This is a genomic window from Micromonospora sp. NPDC005979 (assembly GCF_040614415.1).
In the GTDB taxonomy this organism is placed as follows: domain Bacteria; phylum Actinomycetota; class Actinomycetes; order Mycobacteriales; family Micromonosporaceae; genus Micromonospora.
Genome location: NZ_JBEXUR010000012.1, coordinates 198,554 through 221,457 on the forward strand (window position 1 = coordinate 198,554; position 22,904 = coordinate 221,457).

At 73.7% G+C, this 22,904-nt stretch carries 19 protein-coding genes, 1 pseudogene and 1 riboswitch; of the genes and pseudogenes, 12 read left to right on the plus strand and 8 right to left on the minus strand.

The annotated features are described in order from the left end of the window. The first annotated feature begins 22 nt into the window (after positions 1-22). On the plus strand, positions 23-949 hold the full coding sequence (gene dapA / locus ABZ272_RS21245; protein ID WP_355051664.1) for a 4-hydroxy-tetrahydrodipicolinate synthase: 927 nt from the start codon (positions 23-25) through the stop codon (positions 947-949). A gap of 52 nt (positions 950-1,001) precedes the next feature. Beyond that, a complete protein-coding gene (locus ABZ272_RS21250) occupies positions 1,002-2,690 on the plus strand; it encodes a ribonuclease J (RefSeq protein ID WP_355051665.1) in 1,689 nt (562 codons plus the stop codon). 168 nt (positions 2,691-2,858) lie between these two features. Here ABZ272_RS21250 and ABZ272_RS21255 read toward each other — a convergent pair whose 3' ends face one another. Both ABZ272_RS21255 and ABZ272_RS21260 read right to left on the minus strand, forming a co-directional pair. After that, entirely contained in the window at positions 2,859-4,415 is a 1,557-nt protein-coding gene (locus ABZ272_RS21255) for a YbjN domain-containing protein (RefSeq protein ID WP_355051704.1), read from the minus strand. Between the two features lie 98 nt (positions 4,416-4,513). After that, positions 4,514-4,984 (minus strand): YbjN domain-containing protein, encoded by a 471-nt coding sequence (locus ABZ272_RS21260; RefSeq protein WP_355051666.1) that lies wholly within the window; start codon positions 4,982-4,984, stop codon positions 4,514-4,516. A gap of 113 nt (positions 4,985-5,097) precedes the next feature. Here ABZ272_RS21260 and ABZ272_RS21265 point away from each other — a divergent pair, with 113 nt between their 5' ends. Continuing rightward, positions 5,098-7,551, plus strand: a complete 2,454-nt coding sequence (locus ABZ272_RS21265) for a DNA translocase FtsK 4TM domain-containing protein (protein ID WP_355051667.1) — start codon at positions 5,098-5,100, stop codon at positions 7,549-7,551. 66 nt (positions 7,552-7,617) lie between these two features. Here ABZ272_RS21265 and ABZ272_RS21270 read toward each other — a convergent pair whose 3' ends face one another. Both ABZ272_RS21270 and ABZ272_RS21275 read right to left on the minus strand, forming a co-directional pair. Beyond that, on the minus strand, positions 7,618-7,863 hold the full coding sequence (locus ABZ272_RS21270) for a hypothetical protein (RefSeq protein WP_355051668.1): 246 nt from the start codon (positions 7,861-7,863) through the stop codon (positions 7,618-7,620). 73 nt (positions 7,864-7,936) lie between these two features. Next, complete coding sequence (locus ABZ272_RS21275) at positions 7,937-8,251, minus strand: SMR family transporter (protein ID WP_355051669.1); 315 nt, start codon at positions 8,249-8,251, stop codon at positions 7,937-7,939. Between the two features lie 33 nt (positions 8,252-8,284). Further along, a riboswitch (guanidine-III (ykkC-III) riboswitch) is annotated at positions 8,285-8,356 on the minus strand. Positions 8,357-8,448: 92 nt separating this feature from the next. Between ABZ272_RS21275 and ABZ272_RS21280 the strand changes: the two genes are divergently transcribed. The 7 genes and pseudogenes from ABZ272_RS21280 to ABZ272_RS21310 all read left to right on the plus strand — a co-directional run bounded on the left by ABZ272_RS21280 (position 8,449) and on the right by ABZ272_RS21310 (position 14,902). Then, positions 8,449-9,372: an ornithine cyclodeaminase family protein gene (locus ABZ272_RS21280; protein ID WP_355051670.1), complete on the plus strand. Its 924-nt coding sequence runs from the start codon at positions 8,449-8,451 to the stop codon at positions 9,370-9,372. An 80-nt stretch (positions 9,373-9,452) separates the two neighbouring features. Continuing rightward, complete coding sequence (rimO, locus tag ABZ272_RS21285; protein WP_355051671.1) at positions 9,453-10,961, plus strand: 30S ribosomal protein S12 methylthiotransferase RimO; 1,509 nt, start codon at positions 9,453-9,455, stop codon at positions 10,959-10,961. A gap of 77 nt (positions 10,962-11,038) precedes the next feature. Beyond that, a complete protein-coding gene (gene pgsA / locus ABZ272_RS21290; protein WP_355051672.1) occupies positions 11,039-11,632 on the plus strand; it encodes a CDP-diacylglycerol--glycerol-3-phosphate 3-phosphatidyltransferase in 594 nt (197 codons plus the stop codon). A 133-nt stretch (positions 11,633-11,765) separates the two neighbouring features. Continuing rightward, positions 11,766-12,248: pseudogene (locus tag ABZ272_RS21295) on the plus strand (CinA family protein); the annotation flags it as partial. A gap of 315 nt (positions 12,249-12,563) precedes the next feature. Next, the gene (locus ABZ272_RS21300) at positions 12,564-13,016 is read left to right on the plus strand and encodes a helix-turn-helix transcriptional regulator (RefSeq protein ID WP_355051673.1); all 453 of its coding nucleotides are present in this window, start codon (positions 12,564-12,566) and stop codon (positions 13,014-13,016) included. 202 nt (positions 13,017-13,218) lie between these two features. After that, positions 13,219-14,091: a PspA/IM30 family protein gene (locus ABZ272_RS21305; protein WP_355051674.1), complete on the plus strand. Its 873-nt coding sequence runs from the start codon at positions 13,219-13,221 to the stop codon at positions 14,089-14,091. Between the two features lie 25 nt (positions 14,092-14,116). Next, on the plus strand, positions 14,117-14,902 hold the full coding sequence (locus ABZ272_RS21310; protein ID WP_355051675.1) for a hypothetical protein: 786 nt from the start codon (positions 14,117-14,119) through the stop codon (positions 14,900-14,902). A 29-nt stretch (positions 14,903-14,931) separates the two neighbouring features. On the opposite strand, the gene ABZ272_RS21315 is transcribed toward ABZ272_RS21310, so the two are convergent. Beyond that, positions 14,932-18,585, minus strand: coding sequence for a hypothetical protein (locus ABZ272_RS21315; protein ID WP_355051676.1), 3,654 nt, complete (start codon positions 18,583-18,585; stop codon positions 14,932-14,934). Positions 18,586-18,753: 168 nt separating this feature from the next. Further along, positions 18,754-19,563, minus strand: a complete 810-nt coding sequence (locus ABZ272_RS21320; RefSeq protein WP_355051677.1) for a DNA-formamidopyrimidine glycosylase family protein — start codon at positions 19,561-19,563, stop codon at positions 18,754-18,756. A 109-nt stretch (positions 19,564-19,672) separates the two neighbouring features. On the opposite strand from ABZ272_RS21320, the gene ABZ272_RS21325 reads away from it, so the two are divergent. Next, positions 19,673-20,941 carry a hypothetical protein gene (locus tag ABZ272_RS21325; protein ID WP_355051678.1) on the plus strand — a complete coding sequence of 423 codons (1,269 nt, stop codon included), beginning with the start codon at positions 19,673-19,675 and terminating at the stop codon, positions 20,939-20,941. A gap of 27 nt (positions 20,942-20,968) precedes the next feature. Here ABZ272_RS21325 and ABZ272_RS21330 read toward each other — a convergent pair whose 3' ends face one another. Next, positions 20,969-21,211 carry a CPCC family cysteine-rich protein gene (locus ABZ272_RS21330; protein WP_039905669.1) on the minus strand — a complete coding sequence of 81 codons (243 nt, stop codon included), beginning with the start codon at positions 21,209-21,211 and terminating at the stop codon, positions 20,969-20,971. Between the two features lie 25 nt (positions 21,212-21,236). After that, positions 21,237-22,037, minus strand: a complete 801-nt coding sequence (locus tag ABZ272_RS21335; RefSeq protein ID WP_355051679.1) for an SAM-dependent chlorinase/fluorinase — start codon at positions 22,035-22,037, stop codon at positions 21,237-21,239. 148 nt (positions 22,038-22,185) lie between these two features. Here ABZ272_RS21335 and ABZ272_RS21340 point away from each other — a divergent pair, with 148 nt between their 5' ends. Then, positions 22,186-22,791, plus strand: coding sequence for a hypothetical protein (locus tag ABZ272_RS21340; protein WP_355051680.1), 606 nt, complete (start codon positions 22,186-22,188; stop codon positions 22,789-22,791). Positions 22,792-22,904: the final 113 nt, after the last annotated feature.

A 22,904-nucleotide genomic window follows, 5' to 3' on the forward strand; every position in this document is an offset into this window, starting at 1 on the left:
GTCGTCCGCTAGGTTGGAGGGTATGACGCAGGACCACCCCGACGCCGCCGCCCGACCGGTGTCCCGCCCCTTCGGGCGGGTGCTCACGGCCATGGTGAGCCCCTTCACCGCCGACGGCTCACTCGACCTCGACGGCGCCGCCCTTCTGGCGAGCCACCTGGTCGACGAACAGGGCAACGACGCGCTGGTGGTCAACGGCACCACCGGCGAGTCGCCGACCACCACCGACGCGGAGAAGGAACGCCTGATCCGGGTCGTGGTCGAGGCCGTCGGTGACCGTGCCCGGGTGGTGGCCGGTGTCGGCACCAACGACACCCGGCACACCATCGAGCTGGCCGCCGCCGCCGAGAAGGCCGGCGCGCACGGTCTGCTGGTGGTCACGCCGTACTACAACAAGCCGCCGCAGAGCGGGCTGCTGCGGCACTTCACCGCCGTGGCCGACGCCAGCGGACTGCCGGTGATGCTGTACGACATCCCGCACCGCTCCGGCGTGCCGATCGACACCGAGACACTGGTCCGGCTCGCCGACCACGGCCGCATCGTCGCGGTCAAGGACGCCAAGGGCGACCTGATCGCCACCAGCTGGGTGACCAGCCGGACCGGCCTCGCCTACTACAGTGGCGAGGACGCGCTCACCCTGCCGGCGCTGGCTGTCGGATGCGTGGGCGTGGTCGGCACCTCCACGCACTTCACCGGGGCGCTGACCGCACAGATGATCGAGGCGTACGACGCGGGGGACATGCCCACCGCGCTGGCCCTGCACCGGCGGCTGCTGCCGCTGTTCACCGGCATCTTCCGTACCCAGGGCACCATCCTGGTGAAGGCCGGTCTGGCATCGCTGGGCCTGCCGGCCGGCCCGGTGCGGCCCCCGCTCGTGGACGCCACCAACGACGAGATCGCCCAGCTGCGCGCGGACTTCGCGGCAGCGGGCCTGGAGCTACCCGAATGATCGAACGACACGATGGACGCCGAGTGACGGCGTCGCAGAATGAGGTGGACGCGTGACCGAGGCGCACATCGAGGCGGAACTACCCCCGCCGCTGCCGGAAGGTGGCCTGCGGATCATCCCGCTCGGCGGGCTCGGCGCCATCGGTCGGAACATGACCGTCTTCGAGTACGACGGCAAGTTGCTGATCGTCGACTGCGGGGTGCTCTTCCCCGACGTCGAGCAGCCGGGCGTGGACCTGATCCTGCCCGACTTCGGCCCGATCCTGGACCGGCTGGCCGACGTGCAGGCGATCGTGCTGACCCATGGCCACGAGGACCACATCGGCGCGGTTCCGTACCTGCTGGCTCACAAGCCCGACATCCCGCTGGTCGGCTCGCAGTTCACCCTCGCCCTGGTCGAGGCGAAGCTGGCCGAGCGGCGGATCCAGCCGTACACGCTGACCGTGCGCGAGGGCGGCCGCGAGCGGCTCGGCCCGTTCGAGTGCGAGTTCTTCGCCGTCAACCACTCCATCCCGGACGCGCTCGCGGTGGCCATCCGCACCCCGGCCGGCCTGGTGCTGCACACCGGCGACTTCAAGATGGACCAGCTCCCGCTGGACGGCCGGATCACCGACCTGGCCGGTTTCGCGCGGCTCGGCGCCGAGGGCGTCGACCTGCTGCTCTCCGACTCCACCAACGCGGAGATCCCCGGCTTCGTCACCCCGGAGCGGGAGATCGGACCGGTGCTCGACTCGATCTTCGCGAAGGCCAAGGGTCGGATCATCGTGGCCTCGTTCGCCTCGCACGTCCACCGGGTGCAGCAGGTCTTCGACTCCGCGCTGGAGCACGGTCGCAAGGTCGCCCTGATCGGCCGGTCCATGGTCCGCAACATGGGCATCGCCCGCGACCTCGGCCTGCTCAACATCCCGGCCGGCCTGGTCATCGGGATCGAGGAGGCGACGACGCTCCCTCCGGACCAGATCGTGCTGATGTCCACCGGGTCGCAGGGTGAGCCGATGAGCGCGCTCGGCCGGATGGCCAGCGGCGACCATCGGCACATCACCATCGCCCCGGGGGACACCGTCGTGCTGGCGTCCTCGCTGGTGCCGGGCAACGAGACCTCGGTCTACCGGGTCATCAACCGGCTCGCCCGGGCTGGCGCCGTGGTGGTGCACAAGGACGTCGCGAAGGTGCACGTCTCCGGGCACGCCCCCGCCGGCGAACTGCTCTACCTGCTCAACGTCGTCCGGCCCAGCAACCTGATGCCCGTGCACGGCGAGTGGCGTCACCTGCGCGCCCACGCCCGGCTCGGCATCGAGTCCGGGGTCGCCGCCGACCGGGTGGTGATCTGCGAGGACGGCGACGTCGTCGACCTGGTCGAGGGCCGCGCCAGCCTGGTCGGGCACGTGAAGAGCCGGTACGTCTACGTCGACGGCCTCGCCGTCGGTGACGTCAGCGAGTCGCTGCTCACCGAACGGCGGATCCTCGGTGACGGCGGGTTCATCGCCACGACCGTCGTCGTCGACTCGGTCACCGGCAAGGTGGTCGCCGGTCCGACGTTGTCCGCGAAGGGCTTCTCCGAGGACCCGGAGGCGTTCAACCCGGTGATCCCGCTGGTCACCGAGGCGCTCAACCGTGCCGCCTCGGACGGCATCACCGACCCGCACCAGCTCCAGCAGATCGTTCGGCGGACCGTGGGGCGGTGGGTCAACGACGCGTACCGACGGCGGCCCATGATCGTGCCCACCGTCGTCGAAGTCTGACGCACGCGTGACCGGGCCGGTCGCCGACGTCCCCCGTGGATGTCGGTGACCGGCCCGGATTCGGTGGCGGGCCACGGAGGTACCACAGCCGTTGCGCACGTCCGGTTGCGTGCTGTCGGAAGTCGCACAGTCACCCGTCGGGCCGCGACCTTCGGGCCCCCTCGCGGGTCAGGGAAGGGCGGCGACGGCCTCCGCGTACGCGACGCCGGTCGCGATGGCGGCGTCCACCAGCACCCGCAACTGTGCCGGGGCGACCCCGTGCGCCAGGTCGGTGGCCGCGTCCCCGGCGAGCACGATCTCGCTGTCCAGGTCGTGCGCGTACGCCTTGGGCAGCAGCCGGTCGTGGTTCCACGCGTTGCAGAAGGCGTACGCCTCGGACCGTCGCGTGGCCGGCAGGCGACGGTCGGCCATCGCCCGGGTGTGCAGCACCTCGCCCCGCTCGCCGGCCCGCCGGAACTGGATCACGGCGGCGCCCCACCGGCCGACCACCGTGCCGTCGTCGTCGACCAGGTACCGGTCGCCGCGCCGGTCCAGCGTCGCGGTGATGAGGTCGGTGGTGAGCGCCATCAGCTCCCGCTCGGACTCCCGATCCGGCCCGGGATCGGCGTCGTCCTCCTCGTCGGCGACGTCGCCGCCACTCGGCAGCGGCACCGCCGCCGCGGCGGGACGTTCGGCCAGCCAGGCCGCGATCCTTCCGGACTGGTGACCCGTGCCGTTGCGGGCGTCGAAGCTGCCGGCCAGGTCGGTGGCGAGGCCGAGCAGGAGCGCGCCGAGCGTCGAGGTGTCCAGCTCGGTGGCCGGACGCTCGCCGTACGCCGGGCGGCGCACCCGTCGCTCGCCCAGCCCCGCCTCGTCGGCCAGCCCGCAGACCAGCGCGCCCGCCGCGGCGAACTCCATGGCGGCGAGGTCGTCGGTGGGCCGGTCCAGTCGGGGCAGCTGCTCGGTCAGGATGGCCAGCCCGCGCTCCAGATGCCCGCCGAGCGCGCAGAACCGCAGGTGGGTCGCCAGATGCCCGAACGCGGCGCGCTCGCGCCGGTGCCGCCGGTACGCCCGCACGTGCGCCGCCGCGGCCTCCTCGGGCTCGCCGAGCCGTAACCGTGGCAGCATTCCGGCGACCAGCGCCCGCTCGGGCTGGTCGGTGCAGGCGGGGGCGTCGGTGTCGTACGCCTCCAGCTCGGCGCGGGCCTCCTGCCACTCGCCCCAGCCGGCCAGCAGTTCCGCGCGGCGGGCCGGGGCGCAGCCGGGGCACCCGCCGGCCGGACCGCCACGCGTACCCGCCCACTGCCGGTAGAAGTGCCGGGCGGTGGGTTCGTCGCCCAGGTGGTCGGCGATCCGGCAGCGCAGTTCGGCGACGGTCGGCCCGTCGAGCCCGTCCGTTCCCACCCGCTCGGCCAGGTCGGCCAGGAGCAGTCGGGTCTGGTCCAGCCCCACCCGCGGGGTGCCGAGCAGCGCCTCCACCGCGTACCGCTGGTAGCGCGTCAGCAGCACGGTCTCGGCGTCGCCGAGCAGCGTGGGCCACCGGTCGGCGGCGGCCCGGCAGCGCCGTACCGGCTCGACGATCCGCCACCGCTCGCCGTGCAGTAGGTACGCCTCGATGAGCGCGAACCTCGCGTCCAGCGCGGACCGGGCGTCCCCGGCGGCGTCGGCGCGCTCGGCGACCCGTTCCAGCGCGGCCAGCCGGCCCGACCCGTCGGGAAGGTCCCGCGCGTCGGCGAGCGCGGTCACCAACGCCGGGACGCGCTGCCCGACACTCCGGCCGGCGTCCCCGTCGGCGGGCGCGTGCACCCGGTCGGTACGGCTGCCCGTGGTCTCCTCCCGGCCGGTCACGTCGACACCGCGCCGGGAAGGCGACCGACCGCCACGGCGAGTTGGCAGCCGGTCGTGATGCCACAGTCGAGCAGTCGGTCGAGCTGGTGGGGCGTGACGCCACGTTCCAGGTCGGTGATCACCTCACCGTGGATCCGGGCCCGGCCGGCGTCGTCGACGTGCACGAACGCCTTCGGCCACAGCCGGTCGTGGTTCCACGCGTTGCAGAAGGCGTACAGGTCGGGTACCCGCTCGATCCCGAAGGTCGGCGCGACCATCGTGCGGACCTGGAGCAGCTCACCATCGGCGCCGAGGCGCAGGAACCAGATCAGGTTGTCGTCGAAGCGTCCCACGAGGTCACCGTCGGGGGCACGGCCGACCGGGCGGCCGCGCGCGGCGAGCACCGCGGCGATCAGCTCGCCGGTCAGCGGGCGTACCGCACCGGGGTGCCCGGCCAGCGGATCGTCCTCGATTCCCGGCGACGCCATCGGGCATCCCTTCTGAGGCGGATATCACGACCGGCGGCGGGGTCCGTGCTGCGACGCGCGGACACGACCCGGAAAAGCGGCGATCTGCCCGGCCCCACCGTTACCGTGACTCTATGGCGGGCCGTACCTCTCAGGCGAGCCGGCGACGCGGCGCGTCGCCGCGCGGTGGCACCAACAGCCGTGCCCGTCAACCGGCGAAGAAGACCCGGGCACCGGTACGGCGTCGCACCACACCCGCCCGTCCGGGCCCTGCCGTCTACGTGGGCCGCGCTGTCGGTGCACTGTGGATGGGGCTGGCGCACGGGATGGGGTGGGCGGTGCGGGCCGCCGGCCGGCAGGCCGCCTCCGCCCGTGACCTGGACCCGGAGCACCGCCGCGACGGTGCCGGACTGCTCCTGTTCGGGCTGGCCCTGCTCAGCGCCGTGGCGCTGTGGCTCTCCGGCGCGGGCCCGGTGGGCGCCCGCCTGGCCGACACGGTCCGGCTGTTCCTCGGCGCGATCTCCGTCGTGGTGCCGGTGCTGCTGATGATCGGGGCGTGGCGGCTCATGCGTCAGCCGGCCGATCCGGAGCACCGGGGCCGAGGGCTGATCGGGTGGGGTTCGTTGCTGGTGTCGACCGCCGCGCTGCTCCAGATCGGTCAGGACCCGGTGGACACCGTGGAGCGTGACTTCGCCGGTGGCCTGGTCGGCGCCGGCGTGGGCGGGTTGCTGGAACGGGCGGTCACCGCGTGGGTGGCCGTACCCCTGCTGGTCCTGCTCCTGCTCTTCGGTCTGCTGGTGGTCACCGCGACGCCGATCAACAAGATTCCGGAGCGGCTCGGCCTGCTCGCCGGAGGGCTGGTCGCGCCCCCGGAGACCACCGAGGAGGACGACGAGCCGGTCGCGCGGCCCGCGCGCAGGCGTCCGTCGAAGCGGATGCCGCCACCGATCGACCCGGACGACTTCGAGGACACCGAGGGCGCCGACCTCCAGGAGACGATGGTCCTGCCGCGCAAGGCCCCGGCGAAGGTGCCGGCCAGCCGCAAGCCGGCCGAGCCGCCCGAGCACTCGCCCGCGCCCACCCGCGCCGAGCAGCTCGCGTTGACCGGGTTGGCCGGCGACTACACCCTGCCGCCGGCCAACATGCTCAGCGGCGGGGCCGCGCCCAAGACCCGCAGCAAGGCCAACGACGAGGTCATCGCCGCGCTGACCGGCGTCTTCGACCAGTTCGACGTAGACGCCGCCGTCACCGGCTTCACCCGTGGTCCGACGGTCACCCGCTACGAGGTGGAGCTGGGCCACGGCGTCAAGGTCGAGCGGATCACCCAGCTCTCCCGCAACATCGCGTACGCGGTGAAGTCGCCGGACGTACGGATCCTCAGCCCGATTCCGGGCAAGAGCGCGGTCGGCGTGGAGATCCCGAACACCGACCCGGAGAACGTGGCCCTCGGCGACGTGCTGCGCTCGCGGGCGGCGACGAGCGACCACCATCCGATGGTGGTGGCGCTCGGCAAGGACATCGAGGGCGGCTACGTGGTGGCCAACCTCGCCAAGATGCCGCACATCCTCATCGCCGGCGCGACCGGCGCGGGCAAGTCGAGCTGCCTCAACACCCTGCTGGTGTCGATCCTCACCCGGGCCACGCCGGACGAGGTGCGGCTGCTGCTGATCGACCCGAAGCGGGTCGAGATGACCGGCTACGAGGGCATCCCGCACCTGGTCACGCCGATCGTCACGAACGCCAAGAAGGCGGCCGACTCGCTGGACTGGGTCGTCCGCGAGATGGACATGCGCTACGACGACCTCGCGGCCAACGGGGTCCGGCACATCGACGACTTCAACCGCAAGGTGCGCAACGGCGAGATCAAGGCCCCGCCGGGCAGCGAGCGGGAGATGCGCCCGTACCCGTACCTGCTGGTGATCGTGGACGAGCTGGCCGACCTGATGATGGTCGCGCCGCGTGACGTCGAGGACTCGGTCGTCCGGATCACGCAGTTGGCCCGGGCCGCCGGTATCCACCTGGTCCTGGCCACCCAGCGGCCCTCGGTCGACGTGGTGACCGGTCTGATCAAGGCGAACGTGCCGTCCCGGCTGGCGTTCGCCACCTCGTCCCTCGCGGACTCGCGGGTCATTCTCGACCAGCCGGGCGCGGAGAAGCTGCTCGGTCGGGGTGACGGGCTCTTCCTGCCGATGGGCGCCTCGAAGCCGGTGCGCATCCAGGGCGCCTGGGTCACCGAGCGCGAGATCGCCGACGTGGTGAAGTTCTGCAAGGACCAGCGTGAGCCGGAGTTCCGCCCGGACGTGCTGGCCCCCGCCAAGGACAGCCAGAAGAAGATCGACGAGGACATCGGCGACGACCTCGATCTGCTGGTGCAGGCCGTGGAGCTGGTGGTCACCTCGCAGTTCGGCTCGACCTCGATGCTCCAGCGCAAGCTGCGGGTCGGTTTCGCCAAGGCGGGCCGACTCATGGATCTCATGGAGACCCGTGGGGTGGTTGGGCCGTCCGAGGGGTCGAAGGCGCGCGACGTGCTGGTCAAGCCGGACGAGCTGGAGGAGGTCCTGGTCGGCCTGCGCGGCGACGTGGACTGACCACTCGCGACCCCGGACACACGACGGGCCCGCCGGTATCCGGCGGGCCCGTGACGTCGGGGTGGGTCAGTTGTTGATCAGAGCCGCGACGACCACCAGGCCGATGATCGCGGCCACGCCGCTGGCCGCGGCGGCGTACCAGCCCAGCGGCTTGTCACCCAGGACCGCGCCGACGATGCCGGCGATGATGCCGAGCACGCCGAAGATGATCGGGTTGAGCAGCAGGGCGAGCACCGCGAAGACGAAACCCACGATGGTGAGGATGCGGGCGGCGTTGCTGCGCGGGCGGGCGGTGGTGGGCATGTCGGCCATGTCGTCCTCCGGATGAGAGCCTGTCGTGACGAATCGATCACTACCCACTGTGGGCGCTCGCCACGCGTGGTCGTCAATGGAAGATCTTGAGGCCGACCACGCCGGCGACCACCAGCAGCAGGCAGAAGATCCGGGGCGGGCTCACCGACTCGCCGAGCGCCACCATTGAAACCAGCGCCGTGCCCACCGCGCCGATACCGACCCAGACGGCGTACCCGGTGCCGACCGGGATGTCGCGCAGCGCGTACGCCAGACCGCCCATGCTCAGCGCCAGGGCCACCACGAACACCACCGAGGGGAGCAGCCGGCTGAAGCCGGCGCTTCGGTCCAGGGCGACGGCCCAGGCCGTCTCCAGCAGCCCGGAGATCACGAGTACGAGCCAGGCCATCGTTCACCTCACGAGGACGAGTCGGGTCAGTCTGCCGGGGCGTCTTGGCCTGACCGGGTACGCCCACCGCTCGTCCGGAGTGACCACCGCGTCCGGGGCCACCACGGCCGACGCTAGCACCGGCTGACGGCCTGGGACGGTGACCCACGCCACCACAGCATTGACCTCTACTTTGCTTCAACTTTCACTATGACGGTATGGCCCTGCTCTATGCCGACCCCGAGGTCGCCGCCGCCCTGGACGCCGCCACCACCGTCGACGCCATGCGGGCCGCCCTGGTGGCCGCGTACGAGGGGCGCCTGGTCGCCCCACCCCGGGCCGCGGCCCCGCTCGGTGGCGGGCGGATGGTTCTCACCGCCGGGCACCTGGTCGGCCAGTGGTACGGCTACCGCTCGTACGACACGTTCGGCCACCCCCAGGGAGAGCAACTGGTCGTGCTGCACGACGCCTCCACCGGGGCGGTGCGGGCCGTCGCCGTCGGCGAGGAGTTGGGCTCCCGCCGTACCGGTGGACTGGGCGGCGTCGCGGTGGACGCGCTGGCCCGGCCGGACGCGACCACCCTCGGCGTGATCGGCTCCGGGCGGCAGGCGTGGACCCAGGTGTGGGCCGCCGCGGCCGTGCGCCCGCTGCGCGAGGTGGTGGTGCACAGCCGTTCGACGGCGCGCCGGGACGCCTTCGCCACCCGGGTACGCGCCGAACTGGGCGTGCCGGCCCGCGCGGTCGCCGACCCCGGCGCGGCCGTCACCGGCCGGGACATCGTGGTGCTCGCCACCACGAGCCGCACGCCGGTGCTGAGCGCCTCCGACTTGAGCCCCGGCACACACGTCAACACGGTCGGCTTCAAACAGCACGACCGCAGCGAGTTCGGCACCGACCTGCTGGACGCCGCCGACCTGCTGGTCACCGACTCGCCGGCCCAGGCGGCGGACTACCAACCGCCGATGCTCGCGGCGCTGCCCGCGTACGCCGGACGGCTTCGGGACCTGGGCGGCATCCTGGCGGGCGCGGTTCCCGGCCGGACCACGTCGGACCAGGTCTCCGTCTTCTGTTGCACGGGCCTGGCCGGTACCGAGGTCTTCCTGCTCGACGCCCTGACCCGGGCGACCGCCGTGACCCGGTGACCGACCCTCGCGGGCGGGACGTCCCGGCCGGCCAGCGTGCCCGCGTGCGTGGGCTACCGCGAGCGGCCCGGTACCCTCGGATGGTGTCTGCCACCTCTGCATCCGCTCCCGACAACGCCGAGGGCCGTCGCGTCGCCCTGCTCACCCTGGGCTGCGCCCGTAACGAGGTCGACTCGGAGGAGCTGGCCGCCCGGCTGCACGCCGACGGCTGGCAGGTGAGCACCGACGGCGAGGGCGCCGACGTGGTCGTCGTGAACACCTGCGGCTTCGTGGAGAAGGCCAAGCAGGATTCCATCCAGACGCTGCTCGCCGCCGCCGGGACGGGCGCGAAGGTGGTGGCCGCCGGCTGCATGGCCGAGCGGTACGGCAAGGAGCTGGCCGACAGTCTGCCCGAGGCGCAGGCGGTGCTGAGCTTCGACGACTACCCGGACATCGCCGCCCGGCTCAACGCCGTGGTCGCCGGTGAACAGGTGACCGCGCACACGCCGCGGGACCGCCGCGAGCTGCTGCCCCTGACGCCGGTGAAGCGCCGTGACAGCGGCGTGTCCCTGCCCGGGCACGGCACCGTGGCGCGCGCCGCGATCGACACCGACGAGCACACCCCGGCGCACCTGCGTCAGGTGCTGCGCCGTCGACTGGACACCGGCCCGGTCGCGTCGTTGAAGCTCGCCAGCGGCTGTGACCGGCGCTGCGCGTTCTGTGCCATCCCGGCGTTCCGTGGGGCGTTCGTCTCGCGTACCCCGGACGAGCTGCTCGCCGAGGCGGAGTGGCTGGCCAAGACCGGCGTACGGGAGCTGGTGCTGGTCAGCGAGAACTCCACCTCGTACGGCAAGGACCTGGGCGATCCGCGCGCGTTGGAGAAGCTGCTGCCGCAGCTCGCCGCGGTGTCCGGCATCGTCCGGGTGCGGGTGAGCTACCTCCAGCCGGCCGAGACGCGGCCCGGGCTGGTCGAGGCGATCGCCGGTACGCCCGGGGTGGCCCCGTACTTCGACCTGTCGTTCCAGCACTCCAGCGAGCCCGTGCTGCGCCGGATGCGGCGTTTCGGCTCCACCGACCGGTTCCTGGAGCTGCTGGCGAGCGCCCGGGCGCTCGCGCCGGAGGCGGGCGCGCGGAGCAACTTCATCGTCGGCTTCCCCGGCGAGACCCGCGCCGACGTCGACGAGCTGACCCGGTTCCTGACCGAGGCCCGGCTCGACGCGATCGGCATGTTCGACTACAGCGACGAGGACGGCACCGAGGCCGCCGGACTGCCCGGCAAGGTCTCCGCCGCGACCATCAAGCGGCGGTACGACCGGCTCAGCGCGCTCGCCGACGAGCTCTGCTCCCAGCGTGCCGAGGACCGCCTCGGCTCGACCGTCGAGGTGCTCGTCGACGCGATCGTGGACGGCGTGGTGGAGGGACGGGCCGCGCACCAGGCGCCGGAGGTGGACGGATCAACCACCCTGGTCGCCCCGGTCGACGGCGGGGTCGACCTGGCCGCGCTGCGCCCGGGTGACCTGGTGCGGGCCACGGTGACCGGCACCGAAGGGGTGGATCTGCTCGCGGTGCCGGATGAGATGATCTCCGCGGCGCCCGGCGCGGCACGGTGACGGCGGGCCCGGACGGAGCGGGGGAGCCAGGTGGTGCGGTGTCGGGAACGCCACGGCGGCCCGAGCGGAGCGAGACGGTGACCGGGGCGACGGAGTCGACGCCGGCCCGGGTGGTCGCGCGGGTACCCGTGCTCAACGCGGCCAACGCCCTGACCGCGCTGCGGCTGGTGCTGGTGCCGGTCTTCGCCGCCTCGGTGATCGTGTCGGGGATGACCCACGCCGGCTGGCGGATGGCGGCCTGCCTGATCTTCGCGGTGGCCTCGGCGACCGACCTGGTGGACGGTTGGATCGCCCGCCGGTTCGGGCTGGTCACCTCGGTCGGCAAGGTGGCCGACCCGATCGCCGACAAGGCGCTCACCGGCGCGGCCCTGGTGCTGCTCTCCTGGTACGACCGGCTGCCCTGGTGGGTGACGGCGCTGATCCTCGTCCGCGAGCTGGGCATCACCGGGCTGCGGTTCTGGGTGATCCGGCACGGTGTGATCGCGGCCAGCCGTGGCGGCAAGATCAAGACCGCGCTGCAGATCCTGGCCATCGCCTGGTATCTCTGGCCGATGCCGACCGCCCTCGCCGCCGTCGGCCCCTGGATCATGGGCGCCGCCGTCCTGGTCACGGTGGCAACCGGCTTCGACTACATCCTCCAGGCCCTCCGCCTCCGCCGCCCCCACCCCTAACCCCCCGGCCCCGGTTCGGCGCGTCGATCATGACGTTGTCGCCCCTCGGGCCGGCGTGTCGGGGCGCTAACTTCATGATCGACGGGGTTCGGCCGGGAGGGTTGGGGGTCGGCGGGTGGGGAAGGACGGGATCATGCAGCGGGACGAGAACGCGACGGGTAGCGCGGCGGCGGCTGTCGTGCACAGCCTGTCGCAGCGGCACGAGACCCTCGCCACCGTCGAATCGCTCACCGGCGGGCTGCTGGCCGCGTCGATCGTGGAGATCGCCGGGGTCAGCCGGATCTACCGCGGCGGGCTGGTCGTCTACGCCACCGAACTGAAGGCCACGCTCGCCGACGTACCGCCCGACCTGCTGGCCGAGCGCGGACCGGTCGATCCCGACGTGGCGGCGGCGCTCGCCGAGGGCGGTCGGCGGCGCTGCGGAGCGGACTGGGGGCTCGCCACCACCGGGGTCGCCGGCCCGGAGCCGCAGGACGGCAAGCCCGTCGGCCTGGTCTACGTCGCGGTCGCCGGCCCGACCGGCGTCGAGGTCCGCGAACTCGACCTGGACGGGGGGCGGGACCACGTACGCTCGGCCGCCGTGATCGAGGCGCTGCGGCTGCTCGCGGAACACATCCACGCCGCCGACGAGGCCGCCGACGAGGCCGCCGTCGCGGGCCCGGAGACAACGGACGAGGCCGTCCCCGCCGGCGCGAAGACGGCCGCCGGGAACGGCTCGGGAGCGGCCGCTGGAGGCGTCCGGGACGGTCTGGGTACGGCCGGCGCGGGGCGTCGGTGAGCCGTCCCGCCAGGATCCGACGGGCGGGGTGGGATGTCGCCGGGGCGCGCAGCGGGTACGGTTGCGGGAAGGCTCCGACGCTCGGAGCCGGCGCGGTCCGCCGCGACCGGCTGCCCGACGCCGGGCGTGAGGTATCCCTCAGGGGGAGGTGCGATGGTCCTGCTACGCCGGGTGATCGGTGACGCACTGCGGGCGCGCCGGCAGGGACAGCAGCGCACACTGCGTGAGGTGTCCACCGCCGCCAATGTCAGCCTCGGTTACCTCTCCGAGATCGAGCGCGGGCACAAGGAGCCGTCCAGCGAGCTGCTGGCCGCGATCTGTGACGCGCTCGGTGCCCGCCTTTCCGAACTTCTCCGCGAGGTGAGCGACACCGTGGCGCTCGCCGAGCAGATGCCCGCCGGGGTGCTCGTCGGCATGCAGGACGAGCCGGCCGAGGCCGTCGCGCCGGCCGCCGTGCGCAAGGCCGCCAACCGGGGCGTCCGCCAGGTCACCTCCGACGGCAAGGTCGCGGTGTCGGTCCGGCAGGATTCCCCGCTGCGGGCGACGCTGCGCAGCACCCGGGTCCGGCCCACCGAGCGCGACCGGGACGTGGTCTGCGCCGCCTGAGCGCCGTGCGTCCGTTGCCCATGGGCGACGTGGCCCCGGCCGCGTAGGGTTGCCCGCAGGAGCCGACGGTGCCCGTCGTGCGCCCGGTACGGATGCCGCGCTGGCGTTCGGCTGGGACGATGGAGACCGGCCGGGTCGCGGTCGGTCGGCGCAATCCGGCCCGACCGCGGTGGAGCGACGCTACTGAGGGGATACCGCGGAGATGGCGAACCCGTTCGTCAAGGGCTGGAACTACCTGATGGCGCTCTTCGGCGCGAAGATCGACGAGCACGCCGACCCGAAGGTGCAGATCCAGCAGGCCATCGAGGATGCCCAGCGGCAGCACCAGGCGCTGGTCCAGCAGGCGGCCGCCGTCATCGGTAACCAGCGTCAGCTGGAGATGAAGCTGTCCCGGCAGATGTCCGAGGTCGAGCGGCTCCAGGGCAACGCCCGGCAGGCCCTGGTGCTGTCCGACCAGGCCCGCGCCAAGGGCGACGAGGCCGAGGCGGGGCGGTTCGAGCAGTCCGCGCAGGCCCTGGCCACCCAGCTGGTCTCCGCCGAGCAGGCCACCGAGGACCTGAAGACCCTCCACGACCAGGCGCTCGGCGCGGCCGCACAGGCCCGCCGCGCCGTCGAGAACAACTCGATGATCCTCCAGCAGAAGCTCGCCGAGCGCACCAAGCTGCTCAGCCAGCTGGAGCAGGCCAAGATGCAGGAGACCGTCGCCCGCTCGTTGGAGTCGATGTCGTCGCTGACCGCACCCACCAACACCCCCTCCCTGGACGAGGTGCGGGACCGCATCGAGCGCCGGTACGCCAACGCGATGGGCCGCGCCGAGCTGGCCGGCAACTCCGTCGAGGGCCGGATGCTGGAGATCCAGAAGGCGACCATCGACTCGGCCGGTTCGGCCCGGCTGGAGCAGATCCGCTCCAGCATGGCGGGGGAGCAGCTCGGCGGCACGGCGCAGCGCCCGGCGGTCCCGCAGGCCGAGCAGGCGGGCCCGGGCGGCGACCCGACCGCCGCCGCCCGGCTGGACGAGCTGCGCGCCAGCATGGCCCGCGAGCGGGGCACCGGCGACCCGACCGCCGCCGGCTGAACGGCCGGTCCGAGGGGGTCTTTCGGTGGCAGACGAGCGGACGCGCTACTTCCGTCAACTGGGTCGGCTACGCCGGTCCGCCCGGCGGTGGAGCGTACTGGCCGGTGGGCTCGGTGGGGCCACGGCGGTGCTGACGCCGTACGCCGGGCTCGGTCTGCCGGACGCGGCCTGGGCCGGCGCCGCGGGCAGCGCGCTGGCGTTGGCCGCCTGGCGCTGGATCGACCTGCGGGCGTTGGCCGCCCGGCCCGCGCCCCCGGCGCTGGACCCGGCCGAGGCCGCCGCCCGGTCCCGGGCCCGGTTGGTGGCCGCTGTGGAGCGACTGCCGGTCGGCTCGGGCGTGCTGGCCGAGGTACGCCGGGTGCGCAGCCGGGTCGCGCTGCGTGGCACCACCGCCGGGCAGCAGTGGGCGCGACTGGACCGTGCCTCGCTCACCCTGGCGGGGATGGCGCCCCGGCTCACCGGGCTGGCCGAGCCGGCCGTGCGGGAGGCCGCTGACGCCGACCGGTCGCTGCGGGAACTCGCCAACCGGGTGGCCAGCGTGGAACGGGCCGTGCGGCTCGCGCCGACCGACGCCCGGACGCCGCTGGCCGACGCGTACGCCGCGTTGACCGCCCAGTTGGAGGGCGGGGTGGCGGCGTACGAGCGGTTGGTGGTCGCCGCCGCCGGCTATCTCGCCGAGGACGCCCGCCCGGAGCCCACCCACCCGGCCGCCGACCGACTCACCGAGGCCACCGACCTCCTGCACGGCGTGGCCTCGGCCCTGGCCGAGCTGCGCGCCGGCAGCGCCGGCCTACGCGCGCCCACCCGCTGAGCCGCACCGCGCCGCGCCGCGCCCGCCCGTCACGGCGGCGTCGTGACCGGGATCGGACCGGTGTACGGCGAGCTGCCCACGACGTTGAACGACCGGATCCGGTAGTGGTAGGTCACGCCCCGGGCCAGGCCCGTGTTGGTGAAGCCGCGACCGGTCACCGTGAAGGTCGCCACCTCGTGGGCGAACGACGCGTCCAGCGCCCGCTGCACGATGAACCCGGCGCCCGGGCCGACCGGGGTGTTCGCCGTCCAGGCCAGCACCACCGTGGCGGTGTCCGGGCCCGGCGCGCTCGCGGTGGCGTTCACCTCGCCGGGGGTGCCCGGCGCGGGCGGGGTGCTCGCCGCGGCCACCGTCGACCACGCCGAGGCGGCGCCCAGGTACGTGGTGCGGACCCGGTAGTAGTACGTGGTGTCGGGCGCGGCCGTGGTGTCGAGGTGGTTGTCGCCGACCCCGATCGCGGTGGTGCCCGGCCCGCTGGTGAAGGTCGGGTTGGTGGCCCGCTGTACGTCGATGCCGGTGGCGAAGGAGCGGTTCGTCCAGCGCAGCGCCACCCGCAGCGGCGCGGCGGGCGGGATCGCCGCGATCAGGCCGCCCGGCGCGGCGAGGTGCACCGAGGCGGGCACGCTGTTCGACCAGGACGAGTAGCTCACCTCGTTCTCCGCCCGGATCCGGTAGTGGTACGTGACGCCGGGGGTGACGGTCGCGTCGGTGTAGCGGGTCGCGGTGGCCGCGACGGTGATCGTGGTGACGTCGCCGCCGAACGACCCGTCGGTGGCCCGTTGCAGCAGGTGGCTCGTCGCGGGCGGGCGTCCGCCGTTGCCGGTCCAGGTCAGGGCGATCGCCGGTAGGGCGGTGGCCGAGCCGGGCACGGGTGTGGCGGTGAGTCCGGTGGGCGCCCGCGGCGTCACCCGCAGCACCAACGGTCGGCTCATCCCCAGGTCGCGATGGCCGGCGAGCTGGCTGTGCCAGCGGTACTCCCAACCCAGGTTGACCATCTGGTTGACGACCACGGCCGGTCGCCCGTCGGTCGGGCTGACCGGCGTCGACCCGGTCCGCGCGCCGGCCGGACGGCCGGGGTCGAGCAGCCGCAGGCTGTCGCCCAGCTTGAACGGCAGGGCCGGGGCGACCGGGCGCAGCGCCACCACCACGTCCTCGCGGGGGTTGACCCGGACGATCTGCTTCCAGCCCAGCTCCGCCGGGTGCGGGGGGCGCTGCGTGCCGTCCCAGCCCACCCGGTTGACGATCTGCACGTCGCAGCCGCCGAAGCGTAGCGGCTCGGTCTGCCGCACGTTGCCACTGATCCGCCAGAGCTGCGTGCCGTCGGTCGGCGCGCCCACCGGTATGGCCGGGTCGGCCGCGAACAGCACCTCGGTCACCGGATCGGTCGGCCCGAGCGGCAGGGTCGCCGGGGCGAGCGGCCCGGTGTGCGGATGACCGACCCCGAGACGCCCGGCCAGCCGGCCGTGACCGGGCTCGAAGACCTGCTGCGCGGCCTTGACCTCGATCGGTAGGGTCACCGGACCGGTGCCCGCCGGCGGCGTGAACGTCACCGTGTCCGCGTGCGCGGAGACGACCGTCTCGGTCGTGGTCCGGCTGCCGAACGCCGGGTCGTACGCCGGCTGCGGCACGATCGGCGGGCGCTGGCTGGCCGCGTACGCCACCGGCAGTCGCTGACGCAGCATCTCCAGGTCGTACGGCCCGTCGGGCGTGCCGGCCACCCGGAACTGCAACAGGGTACGGGTGTTCGGGCCGTACCCCGGCTCGGTGGGCGGCGGACCGCCCTGGGCCGTGCGGTCCGGCGCGTCGGTGTGCTGGTCGTAGCGCTCATCGAAGCCGGGCAGCGGCGCCGGGGCGTCGTTGTAGAGGATCAGCGTGCTGCCCGGCGGCACGCTGGAGAAGTCGACGAGCACGTCGGCCCCCTCACCGGGAGCCAACAGCAGCGTGTGCCCGTCGACGTTCAGCACGGTCGGGTCGAGCCGGTCGTAGCGGTAGCCGATCGGCCGGTTCGGCAGCACCACCGGGGCGGGCAGCAGCCCGGCCTCGTTGCCGATCTGGACGAACTGCGGTCCGGTGGCCCGCGGGTCGGGCACCCCGCCCTCGCGCCCGTCGCACGGCCAACCGGACGGTCGGTCCGCCGACCGTACGGCGGGCACCATCGGCACCTCGCCGGCGTCCGCGTCGGCCAGGTTGCCGTCGTCGGTCCACATCGGCGCGTCCGAGCAGGCCCGGTAGAGCTGGAGGTTGAGGCTGCGGTCCAGGCAGGCGTTGAGGATGCGCAGGCGGTACACGGCGGGACGCACCCGCAGGTACGGGTAGGCGACACCGTTGACCAGCGGGGTGTCCCCGTACGCCGCGGGCACCGCCGACGGGTGCGGCACCCCGGGGCGCAGCGGTGGTTCGGCGCCACCGCCCACGGGGTCGTGGTGCGGGTTCGGCACCGGCCCCGGACCGGTCAGCGGCGGCCCGCCGGCGATCCGTTCGGCCATCGGCCAACCGTCCACGGTGGGTCCGGTGTCGTCCCGACCGCCGTCCGGCGCCGGACGGCGCGACCAGGGACCGTAGTCCCACCGGCCGGTGGGGTTGCGCCCGCCGGACCGGTACGGGTTCTGCCGGGGCTGGTAGACGTGGGGGTACCACAGGCTGCCGCGAGCGCCCCAGCGTTCCCGGTCCCAGGTCGGATCCTCGGCGGCCAGCTGGGTGTCGTCCGGCACGAACGTCTTGTCCTCGATCACCAGGGGCACCTGCTCGGTCGGCAGGACCCCCTCGGCGACGAGTTCGTCCTCGACCGGGTCGGTGAGCAGGTACGGCGCGAGCTGCCCGCCGTAGACGGTGAGCCGGGCCAGCCCGAGGGTGTTGTCGTGGAACGACAGCAGCCGGCCGCTCTGCTCGTTGGGGAAGTAGAGCGTGGTGGCGCCGGCGCCGGGCGCCGGCATGTCCGGCACGGGAGTGAGGCCGGTCCCGGTCGGGTACGGGGTGATCTCCCCGGCCGGGGTGATCCAGTGTCCCGGGTTGCCCGCGCTGGTCCAGCCGGTCTGCGCCCCGGCGAGGTGCAGCACCGCCCGGTTCTGCGGGTACGGCGCCGGGCCGTCCAGCGGCCCGAGACCGGCACCCTCGACCGTCTCGTCGACCGGCAGGAACAACTCGCCGGCCCGGCCGGTGGGAAGCTGGTTGATGAACTTCACCCGGACCGGTCGGCCCCGCCGAGCGCGGATCATCGGACCGAGATGCCAGGGCCGCTCCGGTGGCGCCACCGTGTTGTGGCCCGACGGGTCGGTGCCCAGGTTGAGCTGTCGGTAGCCGCGTAGCCGGGTGACCGGCAGATCCCGGTGCAGGCGTTGCGCGTACTCCTGGAGCCCGATCTCGTAGTAGTCGCAGCCCGGGTAGCTGATCGTGTCGGGCACCGCCACCGGCAGCGCCTGCTCGCCGGGTACGGGCAGCGCGTCGACGAACTTGCGCAGGCCCGTGCCCGGCACCAGATGGCCCGCAGGGTCACGCGTCGGGCGGGGACTGTACGCGACGTTCGGCACCGTTCCGAAGCAGCGTGGTTCGGCGGACGGATCCAGACTCGCCGTGGGCGCGGCCTCCTCGGCGGTACGCGCCGTGGGAACGGACGCCGTCCGACCGAGGCCGTCAGGGGCGGTCCGGTAGAAGAAGGTGGAGCGGAGTCTGCGGAAGATCGCCATGACTCTCCCCGGGGTCGGGGCACGAGGAAGAACACCACCCCGGCGTGGCGGCCCTCGGCACTCTGCTGACAGGCGGTGAGCACCCAACCGCAGCATGCGACGTCGAAGGGTCGGTTAGGAATTACCCAATCGTCCGTATCTGGGATGACCTCGATCCACAACGTCCGGTCAGCCCGGCGTCGGACTCCCCGACCGTTCGGGCTGGCAGACCGGGCACCAGTAGGTGACGCGCTCGCCCAGCTCCTCCTTGCCGATGGCGGTGCCGCAGCGGCGGCACGGCTGGGCGCGGCGGCCGTAGACGTAGCTGGTCTGCCCCCGGTGCAGCGAGCCGGTGGTGCTCTGCGTCCAGCGTCCGCGGTTCGCGGCCAGCAACCGCTGCGCGAGGGCGACCATGCCCGGCAGGTCGGGCACCGCGCCGACGGGCGTCCACGGCGACACGCCCCGCAGGAACAGCACCTCGCACTTGTAGAGGTTGCCGACCCCGGCCAGGTTGCGCTGGTCGAGCAGCGCCTCGCCGATGGTCTGCTCGGGATCCGCGCCGAGGCGGTCAACGGCCTCGGCCGGGTCCCAGTCGGGGCCGAGCAGGTCCGGCCCGAGGTGGCCCACCAGGGCGTCCTCCTCGGCGGTCGGCACCAGATCCAGCTCGTGCAGGTGGTAGCCCACCGCCACCGCGCCGGGGCTGCGCAGCACCACCCGGATCAGGTGCGCGGGCCGGCCGTTCCACCGTTCGCCCGGCGCGTACGCCCGCCAGGCGCCGTCCATCCGCAGGTGGGAGTGGAGCGTCCACGGCGCGTCGTCCGGGGCGGAGAGGCGGAGCAGCAGGTGCTTGCCCCGGCTGGCCGACTCGCGGACGGTCCAGCCGGTGAGGTCGGTGGTGGCGAGCCGGGGCACCCGGAAGTCGGAGCCGGTCAGCCGCGCGCCGGCCAGCGCGCGGTGCAGCACGCGGGCGGTGTTCCAGACGGTGTCACCTTCGGGCACGCTGCCATCCTCCCTCTTTCGAGCAAGATTCGCATGTGTCGCTATTTGTAGTCAGGTTCCTCATGATCTCCGGACATGCGATGGTCAGGGGGTTCTGAGGAGAATGCCCATGAGACGACACCATTGTCTTATCCGACCTCCCACCCTCGCCGCCATCCTCGCTCTCGCGCTCACCGCAGCCCTGGTGCCCGTCGGCAGCGCCGCCCGGACCGCCGCCCCCGCGACCGCCGGCTCGCTCACCCTGACCGCCGCCGCGCCGGCCGGGGAACGGTGGAGCGCCGACCTGTCGGTCGTCGACCGGGACGACGTCAATGTCCGCCGCACCGCCGCCGGAGTACGGCTGCGCGAGGCCCGCCCGGGCGGACGCAGCCCCCGCAGCCCACACAGCGCGCTCGCCGAGGGCATGCTCCTCAGCGCCCCCCGCACCCTCGCCCGCCCGGCCACCCGGGTCCGCGCCGAGATCGACGCGGACGTCCCCGCCGGCGCGAGCGCGGAGGCGCAGGTGCGCGGATGGCGGCTCAGCGGCTGGACCGAGTGGCGGGCCGCGACCGCCGGCGTGACCTTCGACCGCCCGGTCAGCCGCGTGCAGACCCGGGTGGTGCTGACCGCGCGGGCCGGCGGGGCCACCGCGACGGTACGCGGCGTCCAGCTCACCGCCGACGCGACCGCCGCCGTCTCCGCCGCCACACCCGGCCTCACCTACCGGGTGTACGCCACCCGGATCGGACTGGTCGGCGAACTGACCGCCAACGGCCGCACCGTACAGCCGCGCGACCACTTCGTGGCCCTACCGTCGCGTCGGGGCCTCTCGCCGCTCAACACCGGCGACTACACCGTGCGGGTCTGCACCACGACGGGCGCGCGCTGCGAGTACGCCCCGGTCTGGGACGTCGGGCCCTGGAACACCCGGGACGACTACTGGAACCCGTCCGCCGTACGCGAGAACTGGAAGAACCTGCCGCAGGGCCGGCCCGAGGCGCAGGCCGCCTACCAGTCCGGCTACAACGGTGGGCGGGACCAGTTCGGGCGTACCGTGCTCAACCCGGCCGGCATCGACCTGGCCGACGGCACCTTCTGGGACGGTCTGCAACTCACCACAAACGCCTGGGTGGACGTCGCGTACCTGTGGACCGGCGGCGGGCCGCGCGCCGTGGTGGGTGACGGCCCGCTCAACATCCGCAGCGGGCCCGGCACGTCGTACGCGATCCGTGGCCTCGCCGCGCGGTTCGCCAACGTGCCGGTCCAGTGCTACGTCACCGGCCAGTCGGTCGCCGGCCCGTACCGCACCACCACCAGGTGGAACCGCCTGGCCGCCGGGCAGTACGTCAGCCACGCGTACGTCTCCACCGTCTACGGCGGCACCGTACCGGTCTGCTGAGACGACCCCGCTTCGGCGGGCGCCGCGTCAGGGGCGCTCGTCGGGGCGGGCGGGACGCACCATGTCCTGGTAACGCGGGTGACTGGCCCCGTAGACGGCGTAGTTGAGCCGGGCGTGCGACAGGCTCAGGTCGCCGTTGGCGCCGCCCCGCACCGCGTCCGCGTCGGCATCGCTCTGGCCGTCGTCCGTCCAGAAGCAGACCGGGCAGGTCCCGCCGCCGGTCCGGGAGGCACAACAGGGACAGCCCACGGGAACTACGTGTTCACCCACCGGGGCAGCATTCCACAGTCGAATGTCACCCGGCCACCCGCAGGAGGTCACCCGGGCGCACCCCGAGGACGTCCACGGCCCGACCGCCGTTGACCGCGACCGCCACCAGGTCGGCCGAGTCCACGTACACCAGCAGGGCCTGGTGCGGCGCGTCGCCGAACGTCCGTCCGTGTACCGCCGGGTGGGACGGCGTCGGCCCGGGCGGGCCGACCCGGACGGTGGCCGCGAGCGCCCCGAGCACCTCGCCCGGCGCGGCCAGCTGCACGTTGCCGAAGCGGTCGACGGTCAGCACCTCGGCGGTGAAGCCGTCGGCGTCACGGGTCACGACCGGCGCTGGCAGCCGGACCAGTTCACCCGGGTCGACCGCCGGACCGGCCCCGGCCAGTGACGCCCCGAGCGCCAGGCGCGCCGCCACCGGGGCGAAGACGTCCCGGCCGTGGAACGTGCCGGACACCCGTGCCGCCACCCACCGTGGCTCGGTCAGCTCCACGGCGGCGCTGATTCCGCCGAGCGCGGTGGCCGCGTCGAGCAGCAACCCGTTGTCCGGGCCGACCAGCAGCCCTCCCGGGGTGGCCAGCGCGATGCCCCGTCGGGCGGTCCCGACCCCCGGATCGACCACCGCCACGTGCACGCCCACCGGCAGGTACGGCACGGTCTGCGCCAGCACGGCGGCGCCGCGCCGGACGTCCGCCGGCGGCACCAGGTGCGTCACGTCGATGACCCGGGCGGCGGGAGCGATCCGAGCGATCACCCCGTGGCAGGCGGCCACGAAGCCGTCGTCGAGGCCGTAGTCGGTGGTCAACGAGATCCACGGTGTGCCGGACACCCCCGCAGGCTAACGCCCTCACCCCCGCCCACGCCCCCGCGCACACCCCCGCCCCCAGCAATCCGGCTGACCCGGGTGGCAGATAGCGGACAGCGTGCTGGCCGACCGGCCCCTCCCGCCACCCAGCGTGGTTGGGCAGACTTCGCCTGTGACGCTTCGGAGTCTGCCCGCCGTCGGGGTCCTGCTGGTCGCCGCTGCCGTCGTCGCCGGCTGCGGCCGTGGTGGCGACCCCGCGCCGTCGAGTGCCGCCCCCGGTGTTACGTCCTCGGCCGTCCAGGCCACGGACCTGCCGAGCGTGCCGAGCACCTCGGCGGGCCCGTCCCGCACCGACGGTGCTACACCGCCGCCGCGGTCCGCCGCGCCGTCCACCGTGCCGTCGGCGCCGCCGCAGGGACCGGTCGAACGCCGGCCGGCCAGTCCGCCGCCGGTGGTGCTGCCCCAGCGCCCGGCGGGCGCCCCCAGCGCCCGGCAGGTCATCGAAGCGTTCCGGACCGCCGGCCTACGGGTCACGCACCCGAAGGACCGCTCGGTCGACTGTGGTCCGGACGGTCTCGGGCTGGGCTGCTCCGAGATCGTCACCACGGACGGCGTTACCGTCTTCGTGTTCCCCGACGAGACCAGCGCCGGCGACGTCGCCGAGACGTGGGGTGGCCAGTCGTACCGGCGTGGGGCCGTGGTGCTCAACTACCTCGACGCCAAGACTCCGGCAGCCGACCGCGTCCGCTACGAGAAGGTTCTCAACGGCCTCCGCTGAGACTGCCTCGCTGCCCCCCGGCTGCCTCGCGGCGGCGCAGTCCATCAAGTGGCTGCGGCGGGGCACAACCTTGTGGCTCTGATGCCTGTGAGTCATCAAGATGACTCACAGGC

Coding starts and splice junctions, on each gene's coding strand:
- ABZ272_RS21280 (WP_355051670.1), top strand. CDS start 8,449: ATGGCCCTGCTCTATGCCGACCCCGAGGTCGCCGCCGCCCTGGACGCC.
- ABZ272_RS21265 (WP_355051667.1), top strand. CDS start 5,098: ATGGCGGGCCGTACCTCTCAGGCGAGCCGGCGACGCGGCGCGTCGCCG.
- rimO (WP_355051671.1), top strand. CDS start 9,453: ATGGTGTCTGCCACCTCTGCATCCGCTCCCGACAACGCCGAGGGCCGT.
- ABZ272_RS21260 (WP_355051666.1), bottom strand. CDS start 4,984: ATGGCGTCGCCGGGAATCGAGGACGATCCGCTGGCCGGGCACCCCGGT.
- ABZ272_RS21305 (WP_355051674.1), top strand. CDS start 13,219: ATGGCGAACCCGTTCGTCAAGGGCTGGAACTACCTGATGGCGCTCTTC.
- ABZ272_RS21300 (WP_355051673.1), top strand. CDS start 12,564: ATGGTCCTGCTACGCCGGGTGATCGGTGACGCACTGCGGGCGCGCCGG.
- ABZ272_RS21325 (WP_355051678.1), top strand. CDS start 19,673: ATGAGACGACACCATTGTCTTATCCGACCTCCCACCCTCGCCGCCATC.
- ABZ272_RS21270 (WP_355051668.1), bottom strand. CDS start 7,863: ATGGCCGACATGCCCACCACCGCCCGCCCGCGCAGCAACGCCGCCCGC.
- ABZ272_RS21275 (WP_355051669.1), bottom strand. CDS start 8,251: ATGGCCTGGCTCGTACTCGTGATCTCCGGGCTGCTGGAGACGGCCTGG.
- dapA (WP_355051664.1), top strand. CDS start 23: ATGACGCAGGACCACCCCGACGCCGCCGCCCGACCGGTGTCCCGCCCC.
- ABZ272_RS21315 (WP_355051676.1), bottom strand. CDS start 18,585: ATGGCGATCTTCCGCAGACTCCGCTCCACCTTCTTCTACCGGACCGCC.